The organism is Chitinophaga sp. 05T412 (assembly GCF_056396465.1).
The window spans coordinates 525,279-549,778 of sequence record NZ_JBFTLN010000004.1; the positions used below are offsets into that span (position 1 = coordinate 525,279).

Consider the following 24,500-nt stretch of genomic DNA (forward strand, 5'->3'; position numbering starts at 1 on the left):
AGAATAAAAACTCAGTTAAACAGGTCCGCGAAATAGGTGAACGTGTGCCGGTTGTTCAACACGTGTAATACGCCCGTGGTGGTGAGGATGCCGGTGGTTTGGCAAACCGTCTGCAGGTATTGATCCGGCGTTAGGTTTGGTAACCCGGAATCGTCTGTAGGAACGGGCCTGCCTGGTTTAGGAATCAGTTTGGTGAGATACAGGTATACCGGGTATTGGGTGAATACGCCGCCGTTGGTATAGTCGCTGGAGGTAATGCCTTGTACCAGGCGTAGTTCTCCATCGTTCGACTTATACAGCTTACCGGTTTTAGTGGCTTTGTCGAGCGTGATTTTATCCTTGAATATATACGCACGGAGTGAGTCTTTCAATGTTTTAAAATCCAATGAATCAAAGGTGTATACAAGGTTTGGTTGTTCCCTTGATACCCGCAGCTCTTCCTGTTTTACGCTGATGTAATTATCTAATGCGTAATTGGTGAAAGCAAAGAAGGTACCGCTGGCGTTGATTTCTTCTTTCAGTCCCGTTTTATCAATCAGCAACATCACGGTATCAAATTGCGGATTGCTTTTCAGGTAATCGTAGGTAGTCATGTTTACATGCGGATCATGTACGCTGCCGCCGATGGTATACTCTTTTTTACAGGAGAACAGGGCAATGCAAACGAGTGCGATGAAGGCCGGAAATAATTTATGTTTCATACAATGCTTTTTGATGGATTAAAGTTTACCTCTCCAATAAGGGGTTTGTACCAGGGTATAGTCGTCCTTGAACATAGCAGGATCAATTGGCCATAGCCAGCCACCGGTGGGGGCTCCGCCCTGGAATTGCACGCTGGGAAAATGTTCATTGTAGTCCGGTAGCTTTTTGGTACGTACCAGGTCGTAGAAGGCATGTCCTTCGAAATACAGCTCCCGCAGGCGTTCTTCGAGGATGGTGGTGCCAAGGTCAGGACCAGTACCGGTGGTGTCGGCTAGCCCGGCCCTTTCCCGTATTTTGTTCAGCACGGTGAGGGCATCGCCATCCTGGCCCAGTTTATTCAGCATTTCCGCCCTTAACAGCATGATATCTGCCAGCCGGAAGATGATGAGGTTATTACTCAGGCGGGGATCTTTCTTCGTAGAGCCGTCGGCGTAAGTGATGTTGGCAAATTTGATAATTTGTCCCTGGTTGCTTTGGGCATTATAGAAGAATGTCCGGTAGCGGATATCGATGGCGCTATCTGCATATAAATATTTTACCATGTTGGTATTCACCGGCCATTCAATATAGTTTTTGCCATCAATGAAAGGCATACTAAGTGTTACGCCCATGCCACTGTTGTTTTGCAGGGAAAGGCCTTCGGACTGTGCATCATTGATATTGATTTCAAAGATGCCTTCCTGCGATTTTCCAATAAATACTTTGGCGTAGTTACCGGCATCTGCCAGTAAATAACCTCCGCTGGTCACGACGGTTTTGGCGGCTTCGGCAGCACCGGCATAATCGCCCTTCCAGGCCAGGATATGCGCCTGTAAGGCAAATGCACTGCCTTTGTTAGCTCTGACCGCACGATCTGTTTCATTGCCTTCATAACCAAAATCCAGGTTAGGCTTGGCTGCTTCCAGGTCAGCGAGACATTGTTTCCATACGTCTGCCGCCGGGCTTCTGGCGATATTCTTTGCAGTAGATACGTCCAGATCGGGTTCCAGCTTCAGTGGCACATCTCCCCATATTCTACTCATATAGAAATAGGTGAAAGCACGCAGGAAATAGGCTTCACCAATCACGTGACGCTTGGTATCCAGCGAGGCAAACTTGCTGTCAGGAATGCCCGGTACTTTGTTAATGATCAGGTTCACCTGTTGTAATAGCTGGTAGTATTGCTGCCAGTTCCAGTTACTGCCACCCACATTAAGGCCGGTAAATTCCCCGTTGGAGATATTGTAGTTGGCGTTATCCCTGGAGCCATCAATGCTTAATTCCCCGGATGCTACATCGCCGTATTTATGCCAGGAGTTATCCCGGATCAGGATATTCCGCAAAATAGCATAGGCGCCGGAAAGCGAGGTTTTAGCATCGGATTCGCTGCTGAAATAAGCACCGGTAAAGGTGGAGTTGTGTGGCTCCAGGTCCAGTATTTTGGAACAGGAAGATACCAGTGTGGTGGCTGATAGCACCGCAGCGGCGTATGCAATATATAAGCGTTGTTTTTTCATGATGTAATTTTTGATGGTTTAAAGGCTCAAATCCAATCCCAGTGTGAACTTTTTTGGAATGGGATAGCCACTGCCGCTATATACGCCGAACGCATCTACCTGTTCAGGATCAGGAATATTTTTAGATTGTTTAAAGAGATAAAGATTATCTGCCAATGCGTATATCCGTAAACGTTTGAAGTGTAGTTTGTCCAGCACACCCTGGTTAAAGGAGTAGGAGAGCGACACATTTTTCACGCGGAAATAGGTGCCGCTTTCTATCCAGGCAGAACTCACCATCGCATATTTGTAATGGGTACCGGATACAGAGCTCAGCATGGGATATTCAGCATTGTCGCCAGGATTTCTCCAGTAATTGATGTTGCTCAGGTCAGGCAATGCGTGTGTGGAAATAGAATGATAAGGATCTGGATTGCCGTCATCAGTGGGAATCAGCTGCGATAATTTACCGGCAAGGTAGTCGTTGAATATTTTCCGGCCTGCGGTGAAGGTGCAGAATACATACAAGCTAAAACCTTTGTAGCTAAAGGTATTGCCGAAACCGCCTGTCACTTTTGGATTGGGATTACCAGCCGGCACATAGTCGGTGGCATCGAGGATACCATCTCCATTGGAGTCCTGCCAGATAGGATCACCTCCTTTGAAAGGATAGTTATAGAAACTCAGTGGCTGCCCGGTTACTTTATTTACGGGCACGTCTGCATCTGTAGCATAGATGCCTGTTTTGCGGAACACGTTGTACGAGTTCAGCGGCTGTCCCTGACGAAGCAGGTATTTGTCGAGGTAGATATCGCGGCCACCATTGGGAAGCGACGTAATGATGTTATCGTTATGTGCCAGGTTTAATAATGTCTGCCATTGGAATTTGGAAGATGGATTTAATAGGTTGGCAATGAGCTGCAGTTCTATCCCGGTGTTGCGGATACCGATGGCGTTAGCAGTGAGAATAGAATAACCAGTAGTCACCGGTACATTCAGGTTAAAAATACCGCCATTGGTTTTCTTCACATATGCATCCGCCACTACATTGAACCGGCCATTATACAGGCTCAGATCCAAGCCCAGGTTGGTTTGCGCATTCTTCTCCCAACTCAGGTTATTATTGGTGAGTCCTTTGTCGAAGTTAAGCGCCACAGCAGGAATGCCATTGTAGCCAAAGGCATAGTTGTTTCCTGTAGCAGGATTGGTACTACCTGCAAAGCCACCGGCGCCAATGTTATAAGTATTATAAGAGAGATAGTTATCGCCTCCATCGGGTTGTCTGCCTGTAATACCATAGCTGGCGCGTAATTTCAGCAGGGTGAGCCAGTTGGATGCGGAACGGAGTGCAGGCTCATCACTGATGATCCATCCGGCAGAAACAGAAGGGAAATATCCCCAGCGGTTATTTTTACCGAAGCGGGAAGATGCATCCGCGGTGATGACGCCGGATAAGAGGTAGCGTTCTTTATAGCTGTAGTTGGCTCTGAGGAACAACGACTGGATACCACTCTGCAGCAAGTCTGAACGGGTGTCTGCGAGGTCTTTGTTCAACACGGTAACCGTATGGATCTGATCATTCGGAATACCGATAGCGGTTGAATAAGTAGCACGATATTCCCAGAACTCTGTATTCTGTCCTGCGAGCAGGTTAATACTATTGTTTTTCCCTACGTTGGTGGTGTATTGCAGGGTATTGCTCATTAAATAGTTATTGGATTTATCGGTGAAGCTGGTGGCAACACCGGTACCGTCTCTTCTGGCGATACCGGGTGTATAGGTATCCATCCGGCTATTGGTTTGTGTAAAGGAGATGACGGTATTGAAACTGAATTTTTTTGAAATGCGCCAGTCGATCACGGGGCTGATGGAGAGGTTATCGTTTGTATTTTGATCGGTGGAACCGCTGCCGCTGCCGAAAATAAAATCACGCGATGCGTCGGTCATATACATCAGTGAAGTAGGCAATGGGCTGGAAGCGTAGTATCCGCCGTTGAAAGCGCCGAAGCCGCCGGACAGGTCGCTGATAGAGCGGGGCCGGTCCAGTTTGGAGTAGCGGATTTGGGTAGAGACTTTTACGTTGGAAGAAAGATTCAGACCGGTGCTGCTGCTGAAGCTATAGCGTTTCAAACCGGACTTTCTCACGATGCCCTGCTCATCATAATAGTTGAGTCCATAGCGATAATTCACGAGATCATTACCGCCGGAAATAGATACATCGTAGTTATCAACGCGACCGGTACGATACAAACCGCCGAGATAATCATTGGCGTTGTTAAAGGCAGGATTGAGGCTGTCTGTCAGGATTTGCGGCAGGTTCTGGAGGTTGCCCCAGTTGCCGTAATGTTTGATCAGGTCCAGCTTTGCGCGGCGTTCTTCTGCGCCGATCACCACTTTGTCGAGTTGTGGTTTTTCGGTGAGGCCGTGGTAGGTGGCAAAGTCTACTCTGGGTTTACCGGAAATGCCTCTTTTTGTTTTGATGATGATCACGCCGCCGGCGCCTCTTGATCCATAGATAGCTGCTGCGGATGCATCTTTCAGGATATCTATGCTTTGAATATCGTTGATGGCGATGCCGGCCATGACGTCGGTGTTGGTACCGGTGCCATAGTTGATGGCGGCAATGTCTTCCGTGGTTTGTGGTACGCCGTCAATTACATAAAGGGGACCACTCAGGGCGCGGGCGAGACTGGTCTTTCCGGCCGGATCAGCGGGATTGCTGTTGATGTTACGGCTGACGGCGGTGTTACCACGCATCACCACATTACTTCTTACGCCTGGTTCGCCGGAGTAGTTTTGTACATCCAGTCCGGGTGCGCGGCCTTGTAATAATGCATCAAAGGTAGGGGTGGGAACGTCCAGCAGGGTTTTCGGATTGATAGAGGTCACGGCGGCGGTCACCGTTTTGCGGGAGGCTTCCTGGTAGCCGATGACCACCACATCTTTCAATGCTTTTCTATCTACTGGCAAGGTGATGTTCAGGTGGGCATTATTTTCTTTTACGATAACAGCATGCGGCAGGTACCCCACGATGGTGAAGGTGATGGTACTACCTGGATTTGCTTTTAGGGAATAGCTACCATCGGCATTGCTGATAGCGCCTGATTTGGAATCGGAGATACTGATAGATACGCCCGGGAGAGGGGTTCCGTCGAAGCCGTCCCGTACAAAGCCGGCTACCACAATTTTGGTGGTGGCAGGGTTTACCTGCGCGATGCCGGGTAGGGACAGGAGGGCCAGACAGAGCGTTAATAACATAACAGTACAGCGATGGCTGTATCTTGTAAAATTAACAGTCATGTAAATGAATTTGAAGCTTATGAAATGATACTGGAATACGGAAGCCAGTTTGTTAAAATGACATTGGTTGACGTCTTATACGCTGATACTACTAACTCTTGAAACGCTACGCGTTTTGTTGGTCAATTTGATGTTGATGGATACGCTTTTATTGGTTGCTAAATCGATTTTTTAATAGAATCACAGGTTCCTAATACGGCAATGAAGTTAGGATGAAGCAGAAAGAGAACTTGTTAATGAAATTTAAAAGACTGTAAACAATATTAAATATGGAGCCGGTATTGAGGAGATTGATATATGGTGTAAATATATTATATTTACAAGTAGAAAGAACTTATTAACCGGAAAGAATACCTATGAAAAAATGCTACTCCCTTTTATGGGTGCTGTGTACTTTTGTGTTTACCAGTACCTTTGCCCAACAGTCGGCGGTTAATCCAGGATCACGCGCTAAAGCAGCGATTCAGTTTACCAGACTATTAACCGAAGCAGCTACCGTGTATCCGCCACAGTTATCTTATCTCACAGAATCGGGTGCAAAAATTGAATCGGCATTTCGTATCAGCGAAGATGGGATATTATCTGTTACTTTTCGTTATCCGGTAGAAAACAGCTATACGCTGTATCGGCTCACCGCTCCTGTGAGTGCTATTAAAGCCGTATTTTATGATTACTACATCGGTTTGGAATTCAATAGCGAAGTAGTGAGAATTTCAGAAAGTGAAAAGGGGAGCAAAGAATTAAAGGAGAACAATACCTTATCCATGTTCCATATTGCCAAGCCTGGCGACGGTCCCCAGGGGGATCGGCTGAGAGTGCGGATGGAAGAAGCGTTGCAGGCGTTTAAGGAAAGCTATAAGTAGAGCGGAAGGCAGAAAGCAGAAAGCAAAAAGCTATTGTAGCGAATGATCAGTATAATCCTGTACACAGACAAAATCCGCTCTGATCATTCGCTACAATAGCTTTTTGCTTTCTGCTTTATGCTTTCTGCTCAACAGGCAGTTCTTTACTGATGTAACCAATAAACGTCCATATTTCCAATACTTCTTCGATATTGATAATGGCCGTTTCGTAGTTACTATTCAGGGAATGGAGCGCGAGGGTGCCATTCTGCTTAATATGATTGCCTACTACTTTGAAAACAATTTCTTCTTCTCCACCTTTCAGAATGAGTACGCAGGCGGTATTATTTTTCAGATGAGACCAGTCCTGCAGGTATTGGGCAATGATATGGCTGCCATCAGGGATGGGGGCCATAGAGTCGCCGCTGATTGGGAACATGCGGATGGTTTTACCTCTCGGCAGATCGGGGAGGGTAAATTTGGGCAGGGCGGCAATGAAGCCGGGATCGCTGAAGCCGTTGCGATAACCTGCTTTGGCGCGTGCCGGTACATATTCCATGTTCTCTTCATTGCTGTTATCTACCGTAATTGGAAGAATACGTATATGCCTGCCCGATAGATCCACGTGTTTGCCTGCTTCCAGTTCTTCCAGTTGCGCTTCCGGAACCTGCGAGAGATCCGTTTTTATCAGGAGGTCGATGTCGATCTTAAAAAATGCAGAGATCAATACCAGGTCGTCCATACGTGGATTGCGTGTTTTGCCGCTTTCCTGCGCAGTGATCTTGTTCCGGTTCAGTCCCAGTAAATCAGATAAGTGTTGTTGTGAGATCTTCTTTCGTGTCCGTAATAATTTCAGATTAGCGGCCCAGAAAAGGGGCTGTTTGTCCATGCCTTATATATTTATAATAAATTATATTTATAACTAATAAGGGCAAATGTATGGCTTTTTACGGATTCTCAGGGAGTAAAAGACTGGCGAGTTGCTGCGAGAGCGCCGGACCATGCAGGTCTTTATTAATAATCATGCCGGTGGAATCTATCAGATAATTTTGTGGAATTACTTTCACCCCATAGGCTTTGGCGGCGTTGTTCTTGTCTTTGGTAGGATCAGAGAGGTTCGTCCATATGAGGCTATCTTCCTGGATCGCCTTTTCCAGATAGGGGCGGTCGGCCGGTGGGTCCAGCGCAATACTGATCACCGTGAAGTTTTTATCTTTAAATTCCCGGTAAGCTTCTCTGATGTATTCATGTGCTTTGCGGCTTGGGGCGTACCAGGAGCCCCAGAAGTCGAGTAACACCGTTTTGCCTTTGAAGTCGGAGAGGCGTACCGGCTTTCCGTTCATGTCGGGTACTTCAAAATCGGGCGCAGGTGAGCCTACGTCCAGATTACGGACCTTAGTAATTTCAGCCTGGAACGCTTTGCCTTCCGCGCTATTTCGTATATCGCGTGTCAATTGTTGAAAGAGCGGCTCAATTTGATCCGGTTCCAATTGGGCATTGGTGAGTTCCTTCAGGGCGGTCAAACTGAGGAAAGACGTAGGATGTTCGGTGATAAATTTATACTGCATCATTTTTCTGGCCTCCATGGCCAATGCATACCGCTGACCGATTTTTTGTAGAAAGTTCTGGTCGGCCAGTTCTTTGGGAGATGCCTTGAGATAGGTTTTATTAATCTGGGTGATAGACTTATCTATTTTTGCCAGCGCCTCGTTATACTCTGCCTCCTGTTCATTGGTAGGGGAGATAATGCGTGCCTTACTGACGTCCTCCTGGGTGGTTACTTTGGTATCGCCCTTTTCCAGGAAGAAAAGTTTACTATCGCTACCCGGGCGCAGGCGCATCAGGTCCATGTACTGGCCGTTATGGCTGAAGATCAGCATGGCCCGCACAGGCCCGTCCACCATGCCTGTTATCCGAAATTCCCCGTCGTGGGCGTCCGCGGAATCTACTATCAGCTTGTCGTTGATCGCCTGCGTCAGGTATACCCGCAGTGGACCTTTTTGTTTCGTTATTTTGCCTTTCAGAACATAGCTTGCGGACTGTGCCTTTATTAGAAATGGCCAGCATAACAGGGCTAAAAGTGTTATTTTTTTCATAAGAATCCAATCTGCAACCGAATCTATAAACTAAAATTCTTCAATTCGTGTACAGAAGTATTTGTTAATCAGTAATAACAAAAAAAAATGAACAATAGTAAGTCGCCACATATCCTGAACACATCCACCAACCTGTTGGGCTTCTGCCTGATTGTACTTACTTCCATCAAAGTGGCCCGCTTTAATCATGCCACCATTATTGATGATTGTACAGGGATTGCCGCCATGCTGCTGATGGCGAGCTGCCTTTTATCCTTTTTATCGCTGAAGAACAGGCGCCCCAAACGGAGCGAACGACTGGAGCAGATAGCCGACTACACCTTCCTGGTGGCATTGATTTGTGTGAGTATTACCATTGTTTTTGTGTCCTTTAATATATTAAGCTGAGCAGAAAGCATAAAGCGGAAAGCAAAAAGCTATTGTAGCAAATGACCAATGCGTATATCAAAACCGATATAATCATTCGCTACAATAGCTTTTTGCTTTCCGCTTTATGCTTTCTGCTCAACAGGGTTGTTTTTCTAAATCCTTTTTTCTATTATTGCTTTTGTAAGAAGGCCAACCCGGTTATTCCTTTTTAATAACAACCAAATCAGTCAAAGAAAGTATTCTTTTTTTTGTCCATTTAGCAAAAACGTTTTAGCATAGACATGAGCATGGATGACATTCGTGAATGGCAAATGCAGATTGCACGTTATGATGATGAGCAGGCTTTCTCCCGCCTGTTTCGGCATTTATATGACCGGCTGCTGCACTTTTGTATCCGCTATATACATGTCAGAGAAGCCGCCGAAGAAATTGTATCAGACGTTTTCGTAAAATTATGGAACCGCCGCGCGGAGCTGGAACAGGTAACTAACCTGGAAGTATATCTTTTTGTAGCCGTAAAAAACCACTCCCTTAATTACCTCGAACAATATTCCCATTTGCGGATTGTACCGCTTTCCGGCACCGACACCGCCGACCTGCGCAACAGCGTAGACCTGGAACGCGACCTGGAATGGAAAGAAATGCGCTTTAAAATGGATCAGCTGGTAGCCGCCCTGCCGGCCCAATGCCGCCGCGTATTTCAACTGATCAAAGAAGATGGCTTTAAATATAAGGAGGTCGCCGAAATCCTGAGCATTTCTCCCAGAACCGTAGAAACACAGCTCTTCCGGGCCATGCGCCGCCTCAACGAAGGACTCGGCGCTATCGGCAAAAGCAAAGAAGTATTACCACCGTTGTTAATTCTCCTGGCATTATCGTTCCCTGGATTTATTTAAAGCAGAAAGCAAAAAGCAGAAAGCAAAAAGCCATTGAAGCGATTGATTATGGCGGATATACGCGCTAGTCACTCGCTTCAATGGCTTTTTGCTTTTTGCTTTCTGCTCAAAAAAATATTTTCCCTCCTTGTAAGTAATTCCCCGTTTGTTTCCTGTCCTTCTCTCTGAACACGATTCCATTTTATGATAAACGAAGAACATTTCGTCTTACTGGTGACGCGTAAACTGGCAGGGGAGGCCACTCCGGCAGAGTTATCGGAATTAAACGCCCTGCTCGAACAGTACCCGGTGCTCAAAGAACGGTACACGCATCTGCACCATTATTTCGAAGACCCCCTGCAACAGGCAGCTGAAAATACAGAACAAGCCCTGCAGCGAACGCTGGCAAAAATAAAATCGTCCTCAAAGGATCTTCCATCTTCCCCTGTAAAAATTAAAAAAATAAACACCTGGCGGTGGGCAGCAGCAGCGGCGGTATTAATGCTGGGTGGCGCCTTTTATTTCTTTAACAAAGGACAGCGCTCCCCGGAAACTCCCCGTCAGCAGTGGGTGAAACGCAGCAATGGCAAAGCTACCCGCTCCTTTATTGAGCTGGCAGATGGCAGTAAAATATGGCTGAATGCGGAAAGCGTACTCACCTACCCGGAAAAGTTTAAAGGCAATAGCCGCGAGATTTTCCTGGAAGGAGAAGCCTTTTTTGATGTGGCCACCAATGCCAAACGGCCCTTTATTGTGCACCTGAAAAAAGGGACTATCAAAGTACTGGGCACCTCTTTCAATATCCGCGCTTATGAAAACGAACCCGTGCAAACGGCCGTGGTAACGGGAAAGGTGGCATTCATTCCCCGGTATGAAGAAGCAAAGAAAATCAGCGATACCATCCTGATCACACCGGATGTGAAAGTCAGCTTTACAGCCAGCAGCGGCACCCTCGTGAAAGGCAATACCATCGGTACGGAAGACAAAGCCTGGACAGAAGGTCGCCTCATTTTCAGAAATGCTACCCTGGAAGAAATCGGCGCCAGCCTGGAACGCAACTTTAATAAACGGGTGGAGTTTGAAGCCAACGCGCCTAAACAGTATCGCCTGACCGGCTCTTTCCACAACAATTCCCTGGAAGATATCATGTATTACCTGAGTAAGTCCAAAGCATTCCACTACCGCATCACAGATTCAACATTGGTCATAGGAGAATAATATAACGCCAACATTACTATTTAATCATTTTAATCACCACTACGTTATGAGAAAGGAACTATACAAGCCTTCTTTTCGTCCACCTTTCGGGTCGCTGCTCATCTGCTTATCGCTGCTGAGCGTGCTGGACCTCCATGCGCAGGTAGCCTACGCAGCAGGTATACGGCGGCAGGTACAGCATGAGCCGGCGAAAGAGAAGGAAAGATCACCATCTCTCAACTACCTGGTTAGCCTCCGGGTAGAAAATGCCAGCCTGGCACAGGTACTGGAGAAAATAGAAGCACAAACAGCCCTCGTGTTTGTGTATGCCAATGACGACATTAAAGCCACACAGAAGATATCGCTGAATGTAAAAGATAATAAGCTGGACGATGTACTGCAGATGATCCTCCTGCCCAGAGAAATCAATTACGAATTCATCGCCAACAAAATCATCCTGAAACGTGGGGGCGTTTCCGTTATGAGCGGTCAGCAACAGGAAATGATCATCACCGGCCGCGTAGTGGATAACACCGGTCAGGCCATTCCCGGCGCTAACATCCGCCTGAAGGGACAAACCATCGGTACCGTTACCAACCCCGATGGAAGCTACACCCTGAAAATCCCTGCCAACGCGGCCAACGGCGTATTGATATTTTCCTCTATCGGGTATATATCTTCCGAAATTAATATCTCCGGCAGAACCAATATCGTGACCATGCTCAACGCAGATTCCAAAGATCTCGGTGAAGTAGTGGTAACGGCCTACGGCCAACAGAAAAAAGGCCAGGTAACCGCCGCTATCAGCACGGTGAATTCAAAAGATATTACCAGCCGCCCGGCAGTAAATATGTTCCAGGCTTTACAAGGACAGGCGCCCAACCTCATCATGCAGCAGGCCACCGCCGAACCCGGCAGCGCCATGGTGATGAACATCCGCGGCGTGGGTAGCTTAACGGGCAACGGCCCGCTGGTTATCATCGATGGTATACAAGCCGGCAGCGTAGGTTTACAGAACCTCAACCCTTATGATGTAGAAACTATTTCCGTATTAAAAGATGCAGCTTCCGCCGCCATCTATGGCTCACAGGCCGCCAACGGTGTCATCTATATCACCACCAAAAGAGGGAAGAAAGATGAACGCCCTTCCGTTCAATACAACGGCATGTACGGCTGGCAAACGCCTACCACACTGCCCCGCAACGTGGAAGCCTGGGAATATATGACGCTGAAAAATGAAGCGCTGGTGAATTCAGGTAAAACGCCACCCTTCACTCCGGAAAATATTCAGTATTGGCACGACCGCGGCTCAGAACCCGCCATGCTGCATGAAATGATCCGCAAGTATACGCCACAGCAAAATCATAGCCTGAGCTTAACCGGCGGCGGCAAAAGCAGCAGCTACCTCTTTTCCGTAGGCTATCTCGATCAGGGTAACATGCTGCAAAACAAATATGTGCCACAGGATTTCTACTATAAAAGATATAACGCCCGTTTAAACGTATCTGTTGACGTTAGTAAATACGTAAAAGTAAATGCCAACGCGGCATATACCCGCTCCCAGTATCGTACACAGCAGGCGGATATCGGTATGCTGATGCGTGACGCGATGCGCGTACCCCGTACCAATGCGGTGAAAGATTCGCTGGGCAACTGGGTAGTACCCAGCCTCACCAGCAACAGTATGATCGCATTACTGGCAGATGGCGGATTTAATATGAGAACCATCGATAACCTGATGGGCGGGCTGGATGTGGTAATCACGCCAGTGAACCACTTTAAGATTAACCTGAATGCCTCCGGGGTGTATAACATTAATAACCTAAACGCCCGTACGAATAAATTTACTTATGCACCTTACTATACTACGGCTACACCGCCCCAGTATAACCAGTTGCAGCAGGATGAATACAAAGACCTGACCACTAACGTATATGCTACTGCAGAATATGAAAATACCTTTGGTAAGCATTACGTAAAAGGACAGGTAGGTGTGCGCAGTGATGCCGTGGATGAAGGCTATGGTTTCCGCGCTACCCGCTATGGTACCACTAATCTGGACCCGAACTGGGGTATCGGCGGTGGTTACATTCCCAAGCCGGATGGTACCTATGATTACAAAGATATCGGTACTTACAACGATTTAGCCAATCCGAATCTCTATGCATTAAACTCCCTGTTTGGACGTTTCAACTATTCCTATAGTGATAAATACCTCGCAGAAATTACCTGGCGGTATGACGGCTCTTCCAAGCTGGCGCCGGGCCATCGCTGGAACTTCTTCCCGGCTTTCTCCCTGGGTTGGAGAATCACCGAAGAAGACTTTATGCAGGACGTGAAAGAACGGATCGGCAACTTTAAACTGCGTTATTCCTGGGGACAGGTGGGTAACTCCAACATCGGTGGATTTAATTATCTGTCGAGAGTATCTATCAATAACGCCAACTATTCTTTCAATAACTCTATTGCTCCCGGTAATACTTTCTCCACCTTCAACAACCAGTTACAGTGGGAAATCTCTACCATGGGTAACTATGGCATCGACGCAGATTTCTTTAAGGGTAAGTTAACCGCATCTTTCGATTATTTTAATAAGATGACCGATGGTATTTACCTGTTCCAAACCGTACCAGGAACAGCAGGAACAACGGCTCCACTGGAAAATGCGGGTAAAGTAAATAACAAAGGCTGGGAGCTGGCATTGGCGTATCACGCTACCACCGGCGCTTTCCGCCATACCTTTGGATTTAACATCGCCGATAACCTGAACAAGGTGATTAAATTCGGTCAGGAATCTGTTCGTGGATCAGATGTTACCTTTATCATTAAAGAAGGTTACCCGATCGCCTCTTATTACGGCTATAAATCCAATGGTCTTTACCAAAACCTGGATGACATCAAGAATGCACCCAAAGTACCATTTGCCTATAACCAGCAGGTAATGCCGGGCGATATTAAATATATAGATCGAAACAAAGACGGCGTGATCGATGAAAACGACCGCTACATCTTCGGTAATCCTTTCCCACGCTATACTTTCGGATTTACTTACAATGTAAGCTGGAAAAACTTTGACCTCACCATGTTTTGGCAGGGCGTAGGCAAGCGTACTCAGTTTATGCGCGGCGATATTGTGGAAGCCTTCCACAACAACGAGGACCACGCCATGGTGCAGCACCTGGATCGCTGGACACCTACCAATCCGGGCGCCTCTTATCCACGTTTAACCATTGGAGCGGCGGATGCCAACAACTTCGCGTACTCCGACTACTGGTTATTTGATACGAAGTATCTGCGACTGAAAAATTTGCAGATCGGCTATAACCTCCCGGCGTCTTTACTGAAGAGAGCCAATATGCAGGGGGTAAGGGTATACTTTACCAGCCAGAACCTGATCACGATCATGCCTAAACGATTCCGTCAACTGGGCGTAGATCCTGAGTTTACGCAGTTCGACGACAAGCTGGAGATGAAAAATTACAATGCCATTGCCGGCCGTAACTATCCCAATGCCGCCACCTTCGCCTTTGGTTTGGATATAAAGTTTTGATGCCTAAACAATCAATGTTATGAAGAAAATATTTTTATCGATAGTAATAGCCGCGGGATTGTTTGGCTGTCGCAAGCTGGATCAGCCCATCACGCGGGAGTTCACCGAAACAGCTTATTGGCGCGATTCCCAGGACGCGCTGGATGCACTCACCGCTTGTTATGAGCACCTGTCCAAGGATGATTATTTCTTTGGAGATGAAGCCCTCAGCGATAATGCCTATAACAGCGGCGGTGGATTACTGAATGTAAACGCCATTGCCAATGGCGGCTACGACGGCGCCAATGGTCGCGTAGTAGACACCTGGCCTTTTTACTACACCACGATCCGTCGTTGTAATACCGTTACCACCAACATCGACCGGGTACCGAATATGGACGCTGCGTTAAAACGCCGCATCCTCGCAGAAGCGCGTTTTATCCGCGCCTACGCTTACTTTCAGCTCACGGCCTGGTATGGCGACGTTCCTTTCTATACCGACCTGATTACCATTGAGCAGTCGCGCACCATTGCCCGCACCGATAAAAATACCGTTCAGCAGTTTGTATTAGCAGAGCTGGCCGATATCCAGAAAGATCTGCCCACCAATACACAACAAGCACAGAGCGATCGTGGACGTGTTACCCGTGGCGCTGCCATTGCCCTGAGTGCCCGTGTACACCTGTTCCGCAGCGAATGGCAGGGCGTAGTGACCGACTGCGAGCAGCTGATCAACAAAACAGATAATGGCAGCTATGCCCTGTTTAACAGCTATTCGAATTTGTTCACAGTGGCCAATGAATACAATAGTGAAGTGATCCTGGATATTGAATATGGCGGCGCCAGAACATACGACAAACAACGTCAGTTTATGCCGCAAACCATTGCTGCGCTGAGAAGCGTGCTGGTACCTACGCAGGACCTGGTGAATGATTACATCATGACCAACGGCAAAGCCATCACTGATGCCGGCTCCGGATATGATGAGAATAATCCGTATGTCAACAGGGACCCACGTTTTGAAGCCACCATCCTGCACGACGGTTCCAAAGTGACCGACTTTAACGGTAACGTACAAACGATCCTGACGAAGCCCGGCTCTAATCCGTCCACTAATACGGTTGATGACCAGGGTGCATCGCCTACCGGTTATTACTTCTATAAATACTACGATCGCGCGGCTACCAACTATGCTTCTGGTTTAAACCTGATCCTGATTCGTTATGCGGACGTATTACTGATGTATGCGGAGGCAAAGAATGAGTTGGGGCAGATGACAGCCGCCGTGTGGAATCAAACTATTCAGCCGTTGCGCAGTCGCGCTGGCTTTACAGATCCCGGCGCCACCCAGTTTAATGCAGCCCTGAACCAATCGCAGCAACAAGCGGTGATTCGCCGTGAAAGACGCGCCGAATTTGCGTTTGAAGGATTACGGATACTGGATATCCGTCGCTGGAAAACCGCCGATGTAGTCATGAACAGACCGGTGAGAGGGATTAAAGTGACTTCCGGCGCTTTCAACAAAGACCCTAATGGATACATCATCGTTGAAAACAGGCTGTTTACCAATCCGAAACATTACCTGTGGCCTATACCGACCATTGAACGCGATCAGAACAAAAATCTTTCACAAAACCAAGACTGGTAATCCTTCCACCTAAAACTGTAATAACATGCAAAAATATTTCATGATCCTGCTGAGTGTGATATTGTTTAGCTGTAAGAAAGACTATACACTCAATACCAATATACAACCCGTAGCGAAGCTCACCGCGCCGCTCGATAATAAATACATTAAGCTGCAACCAGCTACCAGCGCCACTCTGAGCTTTGAATGGGATCAAGCCCGCGCAGAAGATGGTTCGCTCGTTATTTATGAAGTAGCGTTCGATAAAGAGAACGGCGACTTTTCCAATCCCGTGGCCAAATATGCATCTGATGGCGGTGGCGTACAAAACAAACTGACATTATCGCATAAAGACCTGAACGCCATCGCCAACAAAGCTGGCATTGCTTCCCTGGCTACCGGTAAACTGAAATGGACCGTGCTGGCGGCAAAAGGATATAACATCCAGAAAGCGGCAGAAGCCAAAACCATTGAAGTAGAGCGGCCTAATGGCTTTGCCGAAATCCCTACCGATGTATTCCTCACCGGCGAAGCTACAGAAGCAGGCGCTGACCTGTCGAAAGCGCTGAAGCTGAAATCCACCGCACCGGGGGTATATGAAATTTATACATCTCTCAAAAATGGTAAATATCATTTCACCAATAGAAATACCGGCACCCCCAGCACTTATTCCATTGCTGCAACAGCCGTGAAAGAAGGTGGAGAAAATGAGCAAACCACCGGTACCAAAGTATACCGCCTGCGTCTGGACTTCAACAACGCTGCGGCTTCTGTTACTGAATTGACTACCGTTGGACTCTGGTTTGCGCCACTGAATAAGTTCTTATTTGAAATTAGCTATGCCGGCAACGGTACCTGGAGTATCAAAAATCAGTTGATCACTTTCAAGCAGGAATCATGGGGACGCGATGAACGTTATAAATTCCGTTTAGCCGTTAAAGATAGTGATGGCAATGCCGGCGAAGAATGGTTTGGCAGCGCTAACAGCGATAACAATCGTCCTACTGCCACTACGCCGTTGAGTTTCTGGGAACTGAAGCCTATTGCGGGCAACGACCAGTGGGGCTATTGTTACAAGTTTGCTACCGAGGCAGATAACAAGAACTGTGACATCAACGTATACTTCACCACCGACAAGAACTACACGCACGAAATCATCGTCAAATAATTAGCTATGAAGATTGTAAGGTATTCTCTATTGATAGGCGCCCTGGCTTTCACTGCCTGTTTGAAAGAACCGGTAGATGATGGCCCGGGCCCGGGGGCCGGCAAAGCGCGGTATGTATATAGCTGGCCACAGATCGCTGATTCCTCCACACAAGGGCTGATCAGCAATTTCTGGAACCAGGAAAAGTATTTTAATCAGAACAGCAACGGCGGTACCACCTTCAACTACTGGCCCAATGCCCATGCCCTGGATGTACTCACGGATGTGTATATACGTAAAAGTGACCCTGCTATCAAGTCGCGCATGGACGATCTGCTGGCGGGCATGAAAGTAAAGAACGGCGGTACTTACATCAACTACTTCTATGACGACATGGAGTGGATGAACCTGGCCTGTTTACGCGCCTTTGAAGCCACCGGCGACACCCGTTATAAAGACGTAGCCGTGCTGCTATGGAATGATATCAAAGGTGGATGGGATGATATGTGGGGTGGTGGTATCCATTGGAATAAAGACAAGGCGAAGAACTATAAGAATACGCCTGCCAATGCGCCTGCCTGTATTATTGCCTGCCGCATGTACGGTATTACTCAGAACCCGGACGATATTGCCTGGGCAAAGAAAATATACGACTGGCAGAAAGCTACGCTGGTAGATCCGGTGAGCGGCCTGGTGTGGGATGGCATTAATCAGGATGGGAGCGGACAGGTGACCAAAAACTGGAACTTCACCTACAACCAGGGCGTATTTATTGGCGCCGGAGTAGAGTTGTATAAACTCACTGGTCAGAGCAGCTACCTCAATGATGCGTTAAAAACGGCCAACAATGCTTTGGGTGGCGGTTTTACCAATGCCAATATCCTGAAAGATGAGGGCGGTGGTGATGGTGGTTTGTTTAAAGGGGTGCTGGTACGCTACCTGATGTTGCTGATTACGGACGGTAGCATTAGCAGTACGGACGCCACCAAATATGCCAACTTCCTGCAGTTGAATGCGGAAACGTTGTGGCTGAAAGGCACTACCCGTCCGCAGATACTCTTTAACCAGGACTGGAGCAAAATGGCGGCCAACAGTGATCTGACGACACAGCTGAGCGGCGCCATGGTGATTGAAGCAGCGGCAAAGCTGAAAAGTATGGGACTGATAAAATAAAGAAGCTTTTCGTAAGAATGGCAGGTAATGAATATTTAACGTTACAACGCTACAAAAACAAGCCCGCACGTTCTCGTTGCGGGCTTTGTTTTGTGCGTATGTATGTCCATGAAAAGTTTACTGGAATCTTGTGGTCAGTGCAATACCCTGGTAGGCATTTAAAGTATTTTCATCCATAAAAATAACCTTCCCGTTTTTCTTGAGTACGTTGTCGATGATGACCCTGGTAACATCTTCTGAGCCGGGTTTATCGGTGGAGATGATGGTGCCGTCTTCGATGATACCGTTATGGAAGTAGGTCGTTTCCAGGTACAGTGTATCGGCTGCACCGGCTTCTGCGGCGCGGTGAATATCTCCCAGGTCTACCAGCAGTCGTTGGTGCGACTGTGCCGTTTCAACAGCAGCGAGATCGGCTTGTTGTTTATCGTTCATGTATTGTTGTACCAGCGGGAAAGTCACTTTCAGTATTTCGTGGCTGGTGGTATCATCGTAGCCGCCGGCGGCAGTGGCGATGACGATATTTTTGATATCCATTTGTTCCTGGTAGTAAGCAATACTTTTGGTATCGCCCAGCAGCACCAGTGGTAGAGGGTTATCGTGATAATATTTCTTGAATTGTTTGTCGGCCACATTGAAATATTCTTTCAGGAGGTCATCTATGATGGAGTCCTGTTGCAATTTCATGGGATCTTTGGTGAAATATTCGTTGGCGAAGGGGAAGTCGTCGTTGTTGACTTCTCGTACCAGGGTATCATTGTAAGCCTCCAGCAGCCTGATTTTCTGGCGTGCAATGGTGAGGATATAATAATGTTGCTGGTGTTGCAGCGCCTTGAGCAGCGGGCGTATTTCGAACCGGTCGCCAATCACCACGCGATCAGTGGTGGAGATGGGGAGGTTCATCACTTTAACCCCTTCGGGATTGGCGAAGATGGCGAGGCTATCGAGGTTATAGCGGTGATCTATAGCGGCTTCTGTCGCTTTAATTTTATCGAGTACGGGCCATACCTCTCTTTTATCGAAAGTTTCGTACAGTTTTGTTTCTGCTTCCGCCACCAATTTTTTCAGGTGGATAGGATCTTGTCTGTTATCGGGATGGGTTCGGTGAGTAGACAATAAAATGGTGACTGCCGGGGCGCCCTGGTATTGAATTAAGTTAACTAATGCCTGTTCCATAAATTTCAATTTTAGTTTATAACAAACAGTTGAAAGTAATGTTTCAACAATGGCATAAAGGTAGGGTAGGAGGAGGTGGCGGGGCCTGACATGTATCACCCGAATGACTGATTTTCATCAGTTCATGTTATTATTTTGCTATAATATTACATAATTCCTTAATTTTATGAAATTTGTTATTAATTTATCACTGGGAACAACTGTAGTTGTGTACCAATAAAAAGAGAAGACGAAACCTATCCCTATTTTATGAGGCTGATGATATTGCTGCTTTTTGCTTTTGTGTCTTTGTCTGTTTGCGGACAGACGGCGGCGCCGGCGGCAGCGGCCAAGAAGGGGAATCGGCAAACTGAATTCCAGATGAAAGAGGGGAGCTACCTGAGTTTTGCGCAGGTAAACCTGAGTTTGGGAGAGATAGGTTTCCGCGTAGAAGTAGCTTCTGAGCATAAAAAGAGTAATGCACGGCTGGAGTTCCGGATCGACAAGCCCAAAGGAAAAATTATAGGCACCCTGGAAATACCTTATACCGGCGATAGTACCTACGCATTGAAATTAACCGGTAACCTGCGGCATGCAGAAGGCGTACATGATTTATATCTCGTAGCCAAAGGCGCTATGCCATTCAGCATCACTTCCTTCGGATTTATTTACAATTATTAGTATAGTCGTTGGCGTTAGCAAATATTTTTTTGGAGAAATGAAATAGGTGTGTATATTTGCACCCCCTGACATGATATCAGTTGCCCAGATGGCGAAATTGGTAGACGCACTGTGTTCAGGTCGCAGCGCTCGCAAGGGTGTGCTGGTTCGAATCCAGTTCTGGGCACTAAAAGCCCCTGTAAGTCATTGATTTACAGGGGCTTTTTCTTTTGTTAGACCCCGATTTTTGCCGGTATTTTCCGCTTATTCCCGCTCCTTTTGGCTCATAGATGGCACACAGTTCGGCTCACACAAAATGAACATTTATGACCATCACTGCAACGCCAAGGCCCACACGGAATGGGCAAAAAATCTATTACACATTAGAATGGGGAAAGGGTCCAGGAGAACGTCGCGCTACTGGAATATTTACTTACAGCAAGCCCAAAGACCAGTTACAAAAAAATCATAATAAAGAAGCGGTGGCAATTGTAGAAACAAAGAAGTCACAACTTATTCTCGAACGTCAAGCCATAGGTACTGGGTATATCCCGGCACATAATTTTAAACCTAATTTCCTTAATTATTATGAAGAGTATGTAAATAATAATAAACAGGACGGCAACAGACATCTTCAAAATAGTTTTACCCAATTTAAAAATTTCATTGAAGAACCATTCCTTGCTCCGATCAATATTACAGAAAACCTCTGTGAACGATTTAGAAAGTACTTGTTAGTTAAATATAACGGGGATACTCCTGCAAACTATTTTGCAAGGTTTAAACGTGTTATAAAAGCTGCCACAAAAGAAGGGTATTTTCGTTTGAACCCCGCTGAAGATGTTGCTGCAAAATCAAATCCTAGCCTCAATCTCAAAGAAAATTTAGAAGCAGATGAGTATATCAGATTGCTCAAAACCCCCTGCCTCAATGCAGAAGTTAGATTAGCATTCATCTTTTGTTGCTATACTGGTCTCAGACACGTCGATGTCAAGAGACTAACCTGGGAGCAGATTAAAAATGGAGTTCTCGTAACACGGATCATTCAGAAAAAAACAGGAAAACCTGTAGAGATCACATTGCATCGAATCGCATTGGCAATACTGAAGAAAAGGTTGAAAAGTAAGCAGGACGTAAATCCAAAAGAAAAGGTCTTCACTTTGCCCAGTCATGATGGTTGCAACAAGGAAGTACAGAAATGGGTGAAGGCTGCAGGTGTTGCTAAACATATTACCTGGCACTGTGCCCGGTTGAGTTTTTCTATTCTTCTACAAGACGCCAATGTAGATGCTGCTACGGTTGCCTTATTACTGGGGCTTGCAACTACAAAGCACGTCAACGAAACTTATAAAAGACATCGCCCCAAAGATCAGCACCAACACCTTGCAAAATTACCAGACTATTATCCTTCAGAATAATATGTCAAAGTTTCAGTTTAGCAGCAGCTTGATGAATACGAGAGGGCTCCCGGCATCATAAAGTCGAGGTCCTCCCGTTTATAATATCCGCTGGCATTTTTATAAATGCCATACTCTTGTAATTTCTTAGCCAATTGAGTGTGCTCCAGATTACAATAATGATCATAGCTTCCTCTGGTTTAAGTCCTTTCTATCAGCCCAATTCTCAGACTCTCTTCGTACGCTTCTTTAAAAAAACGACTTAAATCCCCCCAACTACTTGTTAAAGATGCCTGATGTTCTGCGACTAGTGCATTGAAATCACTGTCGAGGAGGTGTCTTTTATAAAAACAAAATCCAACCAAATGTGGCGTGGTCTGAACAAATTCGTTACCCAGTACTTCTTTGGCTAAAGCTCTAGCCTTTTTGTCATCAGTAAGAAAAGCCTGCCTTGTCTTCTTTGCAAATACTATAGATGATAATTCGCCTTTACCAAGATTTTTTCTATTTTCAAGTATTTCGATTTCTTGAAGGTCGTCAATCGTGATATCATAACTCGTAAATCTTTTTGTCTCGATCCCTTTTTCCAGTTTTTTAATGATTGCAACATCATGTTTTTCCTTCCTTTTTTTATACAGACACTCATAACTGACATAATTGGTTAAAGCATAGTAACAACCAGCTTGTATAGAAGAGTGATAAATAATTGGGGAAGACAAAATATTCCAAACCGAACAGGAATCAATAACATTGAAAAGAAATAATTTAGTAATATCAGAATTCATAAACCAATTTTAAGTTGAAGAGAGCCAATAGATCCTGTAATTCATATTCTGATGTCAGCAGCATTTCAGCGAGGCGATTTTGTGAGATCAAAGAATTTGAATACGCTTCATGGCACTTACGGACATATGTAGCAGATAATCCACGTTCCAAAACTTGTTTTTTCGCCAAAGCTATTTTGTCGGGCAAATCTTTTAATTCCGGATCCTGCTTTAACGTTTTGGGCAATTTGAGGCCTTCGAATTTATCGAAATCTTGCTGGGTAATTAACTTCAAGAATCTTAGACGGTACAATAAAGCAATGATGTTTACTCGAAATTGCTCTGCGAGTTTGATCAAAATCTGTTCGGACCAAGTACTCACTTGTAATTTTTTCAAAACTGCTGCCGGCATTAGGAATGAAGCTGCAAAACGATTTGCACGAATCTCCTTTATATCTTTTCCATCCTTAGTGAAAGAAACGTTATATAGCTGATTGGTATCGAAAATAGAGTGTGCAACCTCATGGGAAATGGTAAAATTCTGACGATAAAGATCTTCCGAATAATTTACTAAAACACATTTCCCTGCAACTGGATGTTGTATGAAGATTCCTGACAAATTAGAATTATGTAGTTTTCTCCTAAAAATATGGAGACCTAAATTTCTAAAGTCATCAAAGATATTTTGTAGCAGTTCATTCTCTTTGTAGCCTAATGAAATTCTTACATCACTGGCTATTTCCTCGGCTTCATTATTGATGGCAGTCCGTCTGCCAGGCAACTGATAAGTCTGTCTATTCTCTTCCAAAAGGGACCAGACATGAGCCTCACACTCGCAAACGTATAGGAACTCCTGTACTGCACGGCGGTCTTCCTTTGTGAATTCCTCTCCGAACTGACGATATAAACTATCCGTATTCTCTGAGGCAGACGATTGCTGATTGCTGATAAAATATTTGTAATCCTCCCGGTAAAAGTCCGCCAAAATGAGTATTTCGTCTCCGGTTGGTTCAATTTTGGCCTGTTCAAAAGCCTTTAGCCTATCTTCCTTTATTCCGGTACCTTCAAAAATCTCATGATATGAGTATTCTAGTCTGCTTCTGCAACCAGTCAGTTTTTTAGCTAATAGATTGATATCAAACATCTAAAAAGTGGTTAATAATTGCTATGCTTTAATAACTTAGTGAATTTAAGATTTTTATTTTTAAAGTTTCAGCTTCGCAGCAGCTTGATGAATACGGGAGGGTTCCCCTGACATCATAAAGTCAAGATCCTCCCGTTTATAATATCCGCTGGCATTTTTATAAATGCCGTGCTCCTGTAATTTTTTTGCTAACTGAGTATGCTCCAGATTACAATAGATCATAGCTTCCTCCGGTTTAAGATAAGGCTTGTAGCATAAGGCCACGGCTTTCATCACTGCAATATCATCACGTTTCATCTTCACAGTATTTCAATAAAATAATCGCTAGATATTAATAACTTTAATAGGCTGATGATAGGCAAAAAAGGTCAGCTCATGATAATCAAAAGAGCCTCCAGGTTGTATTTTGCGCAAATAAGAATCAAAGAAATCAAGTTTCCCTTTTATAATATCATACTTGACAACCAATCCTTGTTTAATGATAATCGGCAGGGAAATATCATGAGCTAAATTAATCGTATAAGCATTGCATTGGGATATCTTATCCAAAACAGCATTTGCAATATATATCAACAATCCAGTACCTCTTTCCGGAAATCCTACCACATCAAGTTTAAATGGTTGGTTACGAAATTGTCCAACTAACAATAAATCGGGCTTTACACCTTTTCTACGAGTAGAAACCAACTTTATCTGGGTATAAAATCTTTCTAAGGCTCCCGTAAAACTGTCAGTAGTAAAAATGACTTGTATCCTTTTACGCCCTCTCATATTGATATGGTATCTTTCAATAATGTGATACCTGTCAATCGCCGACACCGAATGAAATATCTCTTATAACCGGAGGTTCCTGGTTATGGAGCAAATAACAATACCTTTCCAACAACCCGGTTTCGGTAGAAGTGTCGGCTCCCCCAAATTTCGGCCGCAAGAATTAGAGTTATAAATTAAATGATTTATTAACTTTAATCTAGCAATATGAAAAGAAAGAATTTTACAGAAAGTCAGATAGTTACTGCTCTTAAAAGACAGGAAGGTGGCATATCTGTTA

20 protein-coding genes and 1 tRNA gene are annotated in these 24,500 nt (G+C 45.6%); 11 read left to right on the top strand and 10 right to left on the bottom strand.

Annotation, left to right across the window (positions count from 1 at the left end; all coding sequences use genetic code 11):
- Nucleotides 1-11: 11 nt before the first annotated feature.
- From AC1DFM_RS12450 to AC1DFM_RS12460, 3 genes are read right to left on the bottom strand one after another with little or no spacing between them, the layout of a single operon-like run.
- Entirely contained in the window at nucleotides 12-701 is a 690-nt protein-coding gene (locus AC1DFM_RS12450) for a hypothetical protein (protein ID WP_477077059.1), read from the bottom strand.
- Between the two features lie 18 nt (nucleotides 702-719).
- Nucleotides 720-2,198, bottom strand: a complete 1,479-nt coding sequence (locus AC1DFM_RS12455; protein ID WP_477077060.1) for a RagB/SusD family nutrient uptake outer membrane protein — start codon at nucleotides 2,196-2,198, stop codon at nucleotides 720-722.
- 18 nt (nucleotides 2,199-2,216) lie between these two features.
- Nucleotides 2,217-5,435, bottom strand: a complete 3,219-nt coding sequence (locus AC1DFM_RS12460; protein ID WP_477077061.1) for a SusC/RagA family TonB-linked outer membrane protein — start codon at nucleotides 5,433-5,435, stop codon at nucleotides 2,217-2,219.
- 398 nt (nucleotides 5,436-5,833) lie between these two features.
- Between AC1DFM_RS12460 and AC1DFM_RS12465 the strand changes: the two genes are divergently transcribed.
- A complete protein-coding gene (locus tag AC1DFM_RS12465; RefSeq protein WP_477077062.1) occupies nucleotides 5,834-6,340 on the top strand; it encodes a hypothetical protein in 507 nt (168 codons plus the stop codon).
- Nucleotides 6,341-6,455: 115 nt separating this feature from the next.
- Here AC1DFM_RS12465 and AC1DFM_RS12470 read toward each other — a convergent pair whose 3' ends face one another.
- Nucleotides 6,456-7,208, bottom strand: a complete 753-nt coding sequence (locus AC1DFM_RS12470; protein ID WP_477077063.1) for an XRE family transcriptional regulator — start codon at nucleotides 7,206-7,208, stop codon at nucleotides 6,456-6,458.
- 58 nt (nucleotides 7,209-7,266) lie between these two features.
- The gene (locus AC1DFM_RS12475) at nucleotides 7,267-8,415 is read right to left on the bottom strand and encodes a redoxin domain-containing protein (protein WP_477077064.1); all 1,149 of its coding nucleotides are present in this window, start codon (nucleotides 8,413-8,415) and stop codon (nucleotides 7,267-7,269) included.
- An 87-nt stretch (nucleotides 8,416-8,502) separates the two neighbouring features.
- Here AC1DFM_RS12475 and AC1DFM_RS12480 point away from each other — a divergent pair, with 87 nt between their 5' ends.
- The 7 genes from AC1DFM_RS12480 to AC1DFM_RS12510 all read left to right on the top strand — a co-directional run bounded on the left by AC1DFM_RS12480 (nucleotide 8,503) and on the right by AC1DFM_RS12510 (nucleotide 18,332).
- The gene (locus tag AC1DFM_RS12480; RefSeq protein WP_477077065.1) at nucleotides 8,503-8,802 is read left to right on the top strand and encodes a hypothetical protein; all 300 of its coding nucleotides are present in this window, start codon (nucleotides 8,503-8,505) and stop codon (nucleotides 8,800-8,802) included.
- A gap of 263 nt (nucleotides 8,803-9,065) precedes the next feature.
- A complete protein-coding gene (locus AC1DFM_RS12485) occupies nucleotides 9,066-9,680 on the top strand; it encodes an RNA polymerase sigma-70 factor (RefSeq protein ID WP_477077066.1) in 615 nt (204 codons plus the stop codon).
- A gap of 183 nt (nucleotides 9,681-9,863) precedes the next feature.
- Nucleotides 9,864-10,877: a FecR domain-containing protein gene (locus tag AC1DFM_RS12490; protein WP_477077067.1), complete on the top strand. Its 1,014-nt coding sequence runs from the start codon at nucleotides 9,864-9,866 to the stop codon at nucleotides 10,875-10,877.
- 46 nt (nucleotides 10,878-10,923) lie between these two features.
- Nucleotides 10,924-14,406: a TonB-dependent receptor gene (locus AC1DFM_RS12495; RefSeq protein WP_477077068.1), complete on the top strand. Its 3,483-nt coding sequence runs from the start codon at nucleotides 10,924-10,926 to the stop codon at nucleotides 14,404-14,406.
- 19 nt (nucleotides 14,407-14,425) lie between these two features.
- Nucleotides 14,426-16,033: a RagB/SusD family nutrient uptake outer membrane protein gene (locus tag AC1DFM_RS12500; protein WP_477077069.1), complete on the top strand. Its 1,608-nt coding sequence runs from the start codon at nucleotides 14,426-14,428 to the stop codon at nucleotides 16,031-16,033.
- A 25-nt stretch (nucleotides 16,034-16,058) separates the two neighbouring features.
- On the top strand, nucleotides 16,059-17,180 hold the full coding sequence (locus tag AC1DFM_RS12505) for a SusE domain-containing protein (protein WP_477077070.1): 1,122 nt from the start codon (nucleotides 16,059-16,061) through the stop codon (nucleotides 17,178-17,180).
- A gap of 6 nt (nucleotides 17,181-17,186) precedes the next feature.
- Nucleotides 17,187-18,332, top strand: coding sequence for a glycoside hydrolase family 76 protein (locus tag AC1DFM_RS12510; protein WP_477077071.1), 1,146 nt, complete (start codon nucleotides 17,187-17,189; stop codon nucleotides 18,330-18,332).
- A gap of 117 nt (nucleotides 18,333-18,449) precedes the next feature.
- On the opposite strand, the gene AC1DFM_RS12515 is transcribed toward AC1DFM_RS12510, so the two are convergent.
- Nucleotides 18,450-19,505: an AOC03_06830 family ribosome hibernation factor gene (locus AC1DFM_RS12515; protein ID WP_477077072.1), complete on the bottom strand. Its 1,056-nt coding sequence runs from the start codon at nucleotides 19,503-19,505 to the stop codon at nucleotides 18,450-18,452.
- Between the two features lie 249 nt (nucleotides 19,506-19,754).
- Between AC1DFM_RS12515 and AC1DFM_RS12520 the strand changes: the two genes are divergently transcribed.
- From AC1DFM_RS12520 to AC1DFM_RS12530, 3 genes are all read left to right on the top strand, one after another.
- Nucleotides 19,755-20,165, top strand: a complete 411-nt coding sequence (locus AC1DFM_RS12520) for a carbohydrate-binding protein (protein WP_477077073.1) — start codon at nucleotides 19,755-19,757, stop codon at nucleotides 20,163-20,165.
- An 82-nt stretch (nucleotides 20,166-20,247) separates the two neighbouring features.
- A tRNA-Leu gene (locus AC1DFM_RS12525) sits at nucleotides 20,248-20,331 on the top strand.
- A gap of 139 nt (nucleotides 20,332-20,470) precedes the next feature.
- Nucleotides 20,471-21,562, top strand: coding sequence for a site-specific integrase (locus tag AC1DFM_RS12530; RefSeq protein ID WP_477077074.1), 1,092 nt, complete (start codon nucleotides 20,471-20,473; stop codon nucleotides 21,560-21,562).
- 179 nt (nucleotides 21,563-21,741) lie between these two features.
- Here the strand turns inward: AC1DFM_RS12530 and AC1DFM_RS12535 are convergent, their stop codons facing one another.
- Genes AC1DFM_RS12535 through AC1DFM_RS12550 form a run of 4 tightly spaced genes read right to left on the bottom strand, consistent with a single transcriptional unit; the run spans nucleotide 21,742 to nucleotide 24,220 of the window.
- Nucleotides 21,742-22,326, bottom strand: coding sequence for a hypothetical protein (locus AC1DFM_RS12535; protein WP_477077075.1), 585 nt, complete (start codon nucleotides 22,324-22,326; stop codon nucleotides 21,742-21,744).
- Nucleotides 22,316-23,449: an ImmA/IrrE family metallo-endopeptidase gene (locus AC1DFM_RS12540; protein ID WP_477077076.1), complete on the bottom strand. Its 1,134-nt coding sequence runs from the start codon at nucleotides 23,447-23,449 to the stop codon at nucleotides 22,316-22,318. Before AC1DFM_RS12540 ends, AC1DFM_RS12535 begins: the two co-directional genes overlap by 11 nt.
- Before the next feature lie 60 nt (nucleotides 23,450-23,509).
- The gene (locus AC1DFM_RS12545; RefSeq protein WP_477077077.1) at nucleotides 23,510-23,746 is read right to left on the bottom strand and encodes a hypothetical protein; all 237 of its coding nucleotides are present in this window, start codon (nucleotides 23,744-23,746) and stop codon (nucleotides 23,510-23,512) included.
- A gap of 27 nt (nucleotides 23,747-23,773) precedes the next feature.
- Nucleotides 23,774-24,220 carry a hypothetical protein gene (locus tag AC1DFM_RS12550; RefSeq protein ID WP_477077078.1) on the bottom strand — a complete coding sequence of 149 codons (447 nt, stop codon included), beginning with the start codon at nucleotides 24,218-24,220 and terminating at the stop codon, nucleotides 23,774-23,776.
- Nucleotides 24,221-24,500 lie beyond the last annotated feature (280 nt).

Coding starts and splice junctions, on each gene's coding strand:
- AC1DFM_RS12550 (WP_477077078.1), bottom strand. CDS start 24,220: ATGAGAGGGCGTAAAAGGATACAAGTCATTTTTACTACTGACAGTTTT.
- AC1DFM_RS12480 (WP_477077065.1), top strand. CDS start 8,503: ATGAACAATAGTAAGTCGCCACATATCCTGAACACATCCACCAACCTG.
- AC1DFM_RS12510 (WP_477077071.1), top strand. CDS start 17,187: ATGAAGATTGTAAGGTATTCTCTATTGATAGGCGCCCTGGCTTTCACT.
- AC1DFM_RS12520 (WP_477077073.1), top strand. CDS start 19,755: ATGAGGCTGATGATATTGCTGCTTTTTGCTTTTGTGTCTTTGTCTGTT.
- AC1DFM_RS12530 (WP_477077074.1), top strand. CDS start 20,471: ATGACCATCACTGCAACGCCAAGGCCCACACGGAATGGGCAAAAAATC.
- AC1DFM_RS12505 (WP_477077070.1), top strand. CDS start 16,059: ATGCAAAAATATTTCATGATCCTGCTGAGTGTGATATTGTTTAGCTGT.
- AC1DFM_RS12455 (WP_477077060.1), bottom strand. CDS start 2,198: ATGAAAAAACAACGCTTATATATTGCATACGCCGCTGCGGTGCTATCA.
- AC1DFM_RS12540 (WP_477077076.1), bottom strand. CDS start 23,449: ATGTTTGATATCAATCTATTAGCTAAAAAACTGACTGGTTGCAGAAGC.
- AC1DFM_RS12475 (WP_477077064.1), bottom strand. CDS start 8,415: ATGAAAAAAATAACACTTTTAGCCCTGTTATGCTGGCCATTTCTAATA.
- AC1DFM_RS12465 (WP_477077062.1), top strand. CDS start 5,834: ATGAAAAAATGCTACTCCCTTTTATGGGTGCTGTGTACTTTTGTGTTT.
- AC1DFM_RS12485 (WP_477077066.1), top strand. CDS start 9,066: ATGAGCATGGATGACATTCGTGAATGGCAAATGCAGATTGCACGTTAT.
- AC1DFM_RS12535 (WP_477077075.1), bottom strand. CDS start 22,326: ATGAATTCTGATATTACTAAATTATTTCTTTTCAATGTTATTGATTCC.
- AC1DFM_RS12500 (WP_477077069.1), top strand. CDS start 14,426: ATGAAGAAAATATTTTTATCGATAGTAATAGCCGCGGGATTGTTTGGC.
- AC1DFM_RS12450 (WP_477077059.1), bottom strand. CDS start 701: ATGAAACATAAATTATTTCCGGCCTTCATCGCACTCGTTTGCATTGCC.
- AC1DFM_RS12470 (WP_477077063.1), bottom strand. CDS start 7,208: ATGGACAAACAGCCCCTTTTCTGGGCCGCTAATCTGAAATTATTACGG.
- AC1DFM_RS12545 (WP_477077077.1), bottom strand. CDS start 23,746: ATGAAACGTGATGATATTGCAGTGATGAAAGCCGTGGCCTTATGCTAC.
- AC1DFM_RS12495 (WP_477077068.1), top strand. CDS start 10,924: ATGAGAAAGGAACTATACAAGCCTTCTTTTCGTCCACCTTTCGGGTCG.
- AC1DFM_RS12490 (WP_477077067.1), top strand. CDS start 9,864: ATGATAAACGAAGAACATTTCGTCTTACTGGTGACGCGTAAACTGGCA.
- AC1DFM_RS12460 (WP_477077061.1), bottom strand. CDS start 5,435: ATGTTATTAACGCTCTGTCTGGCCCTCCTGTCCCTACCCGGCATCGCG.
- AC1DFM_RS12515 (WP_477077072.1), bottom strand. CDS start 19,505: ATGGAACAGGCATTAGTTAACTTAATTCAATACCAGGGCGCCCCGGCA.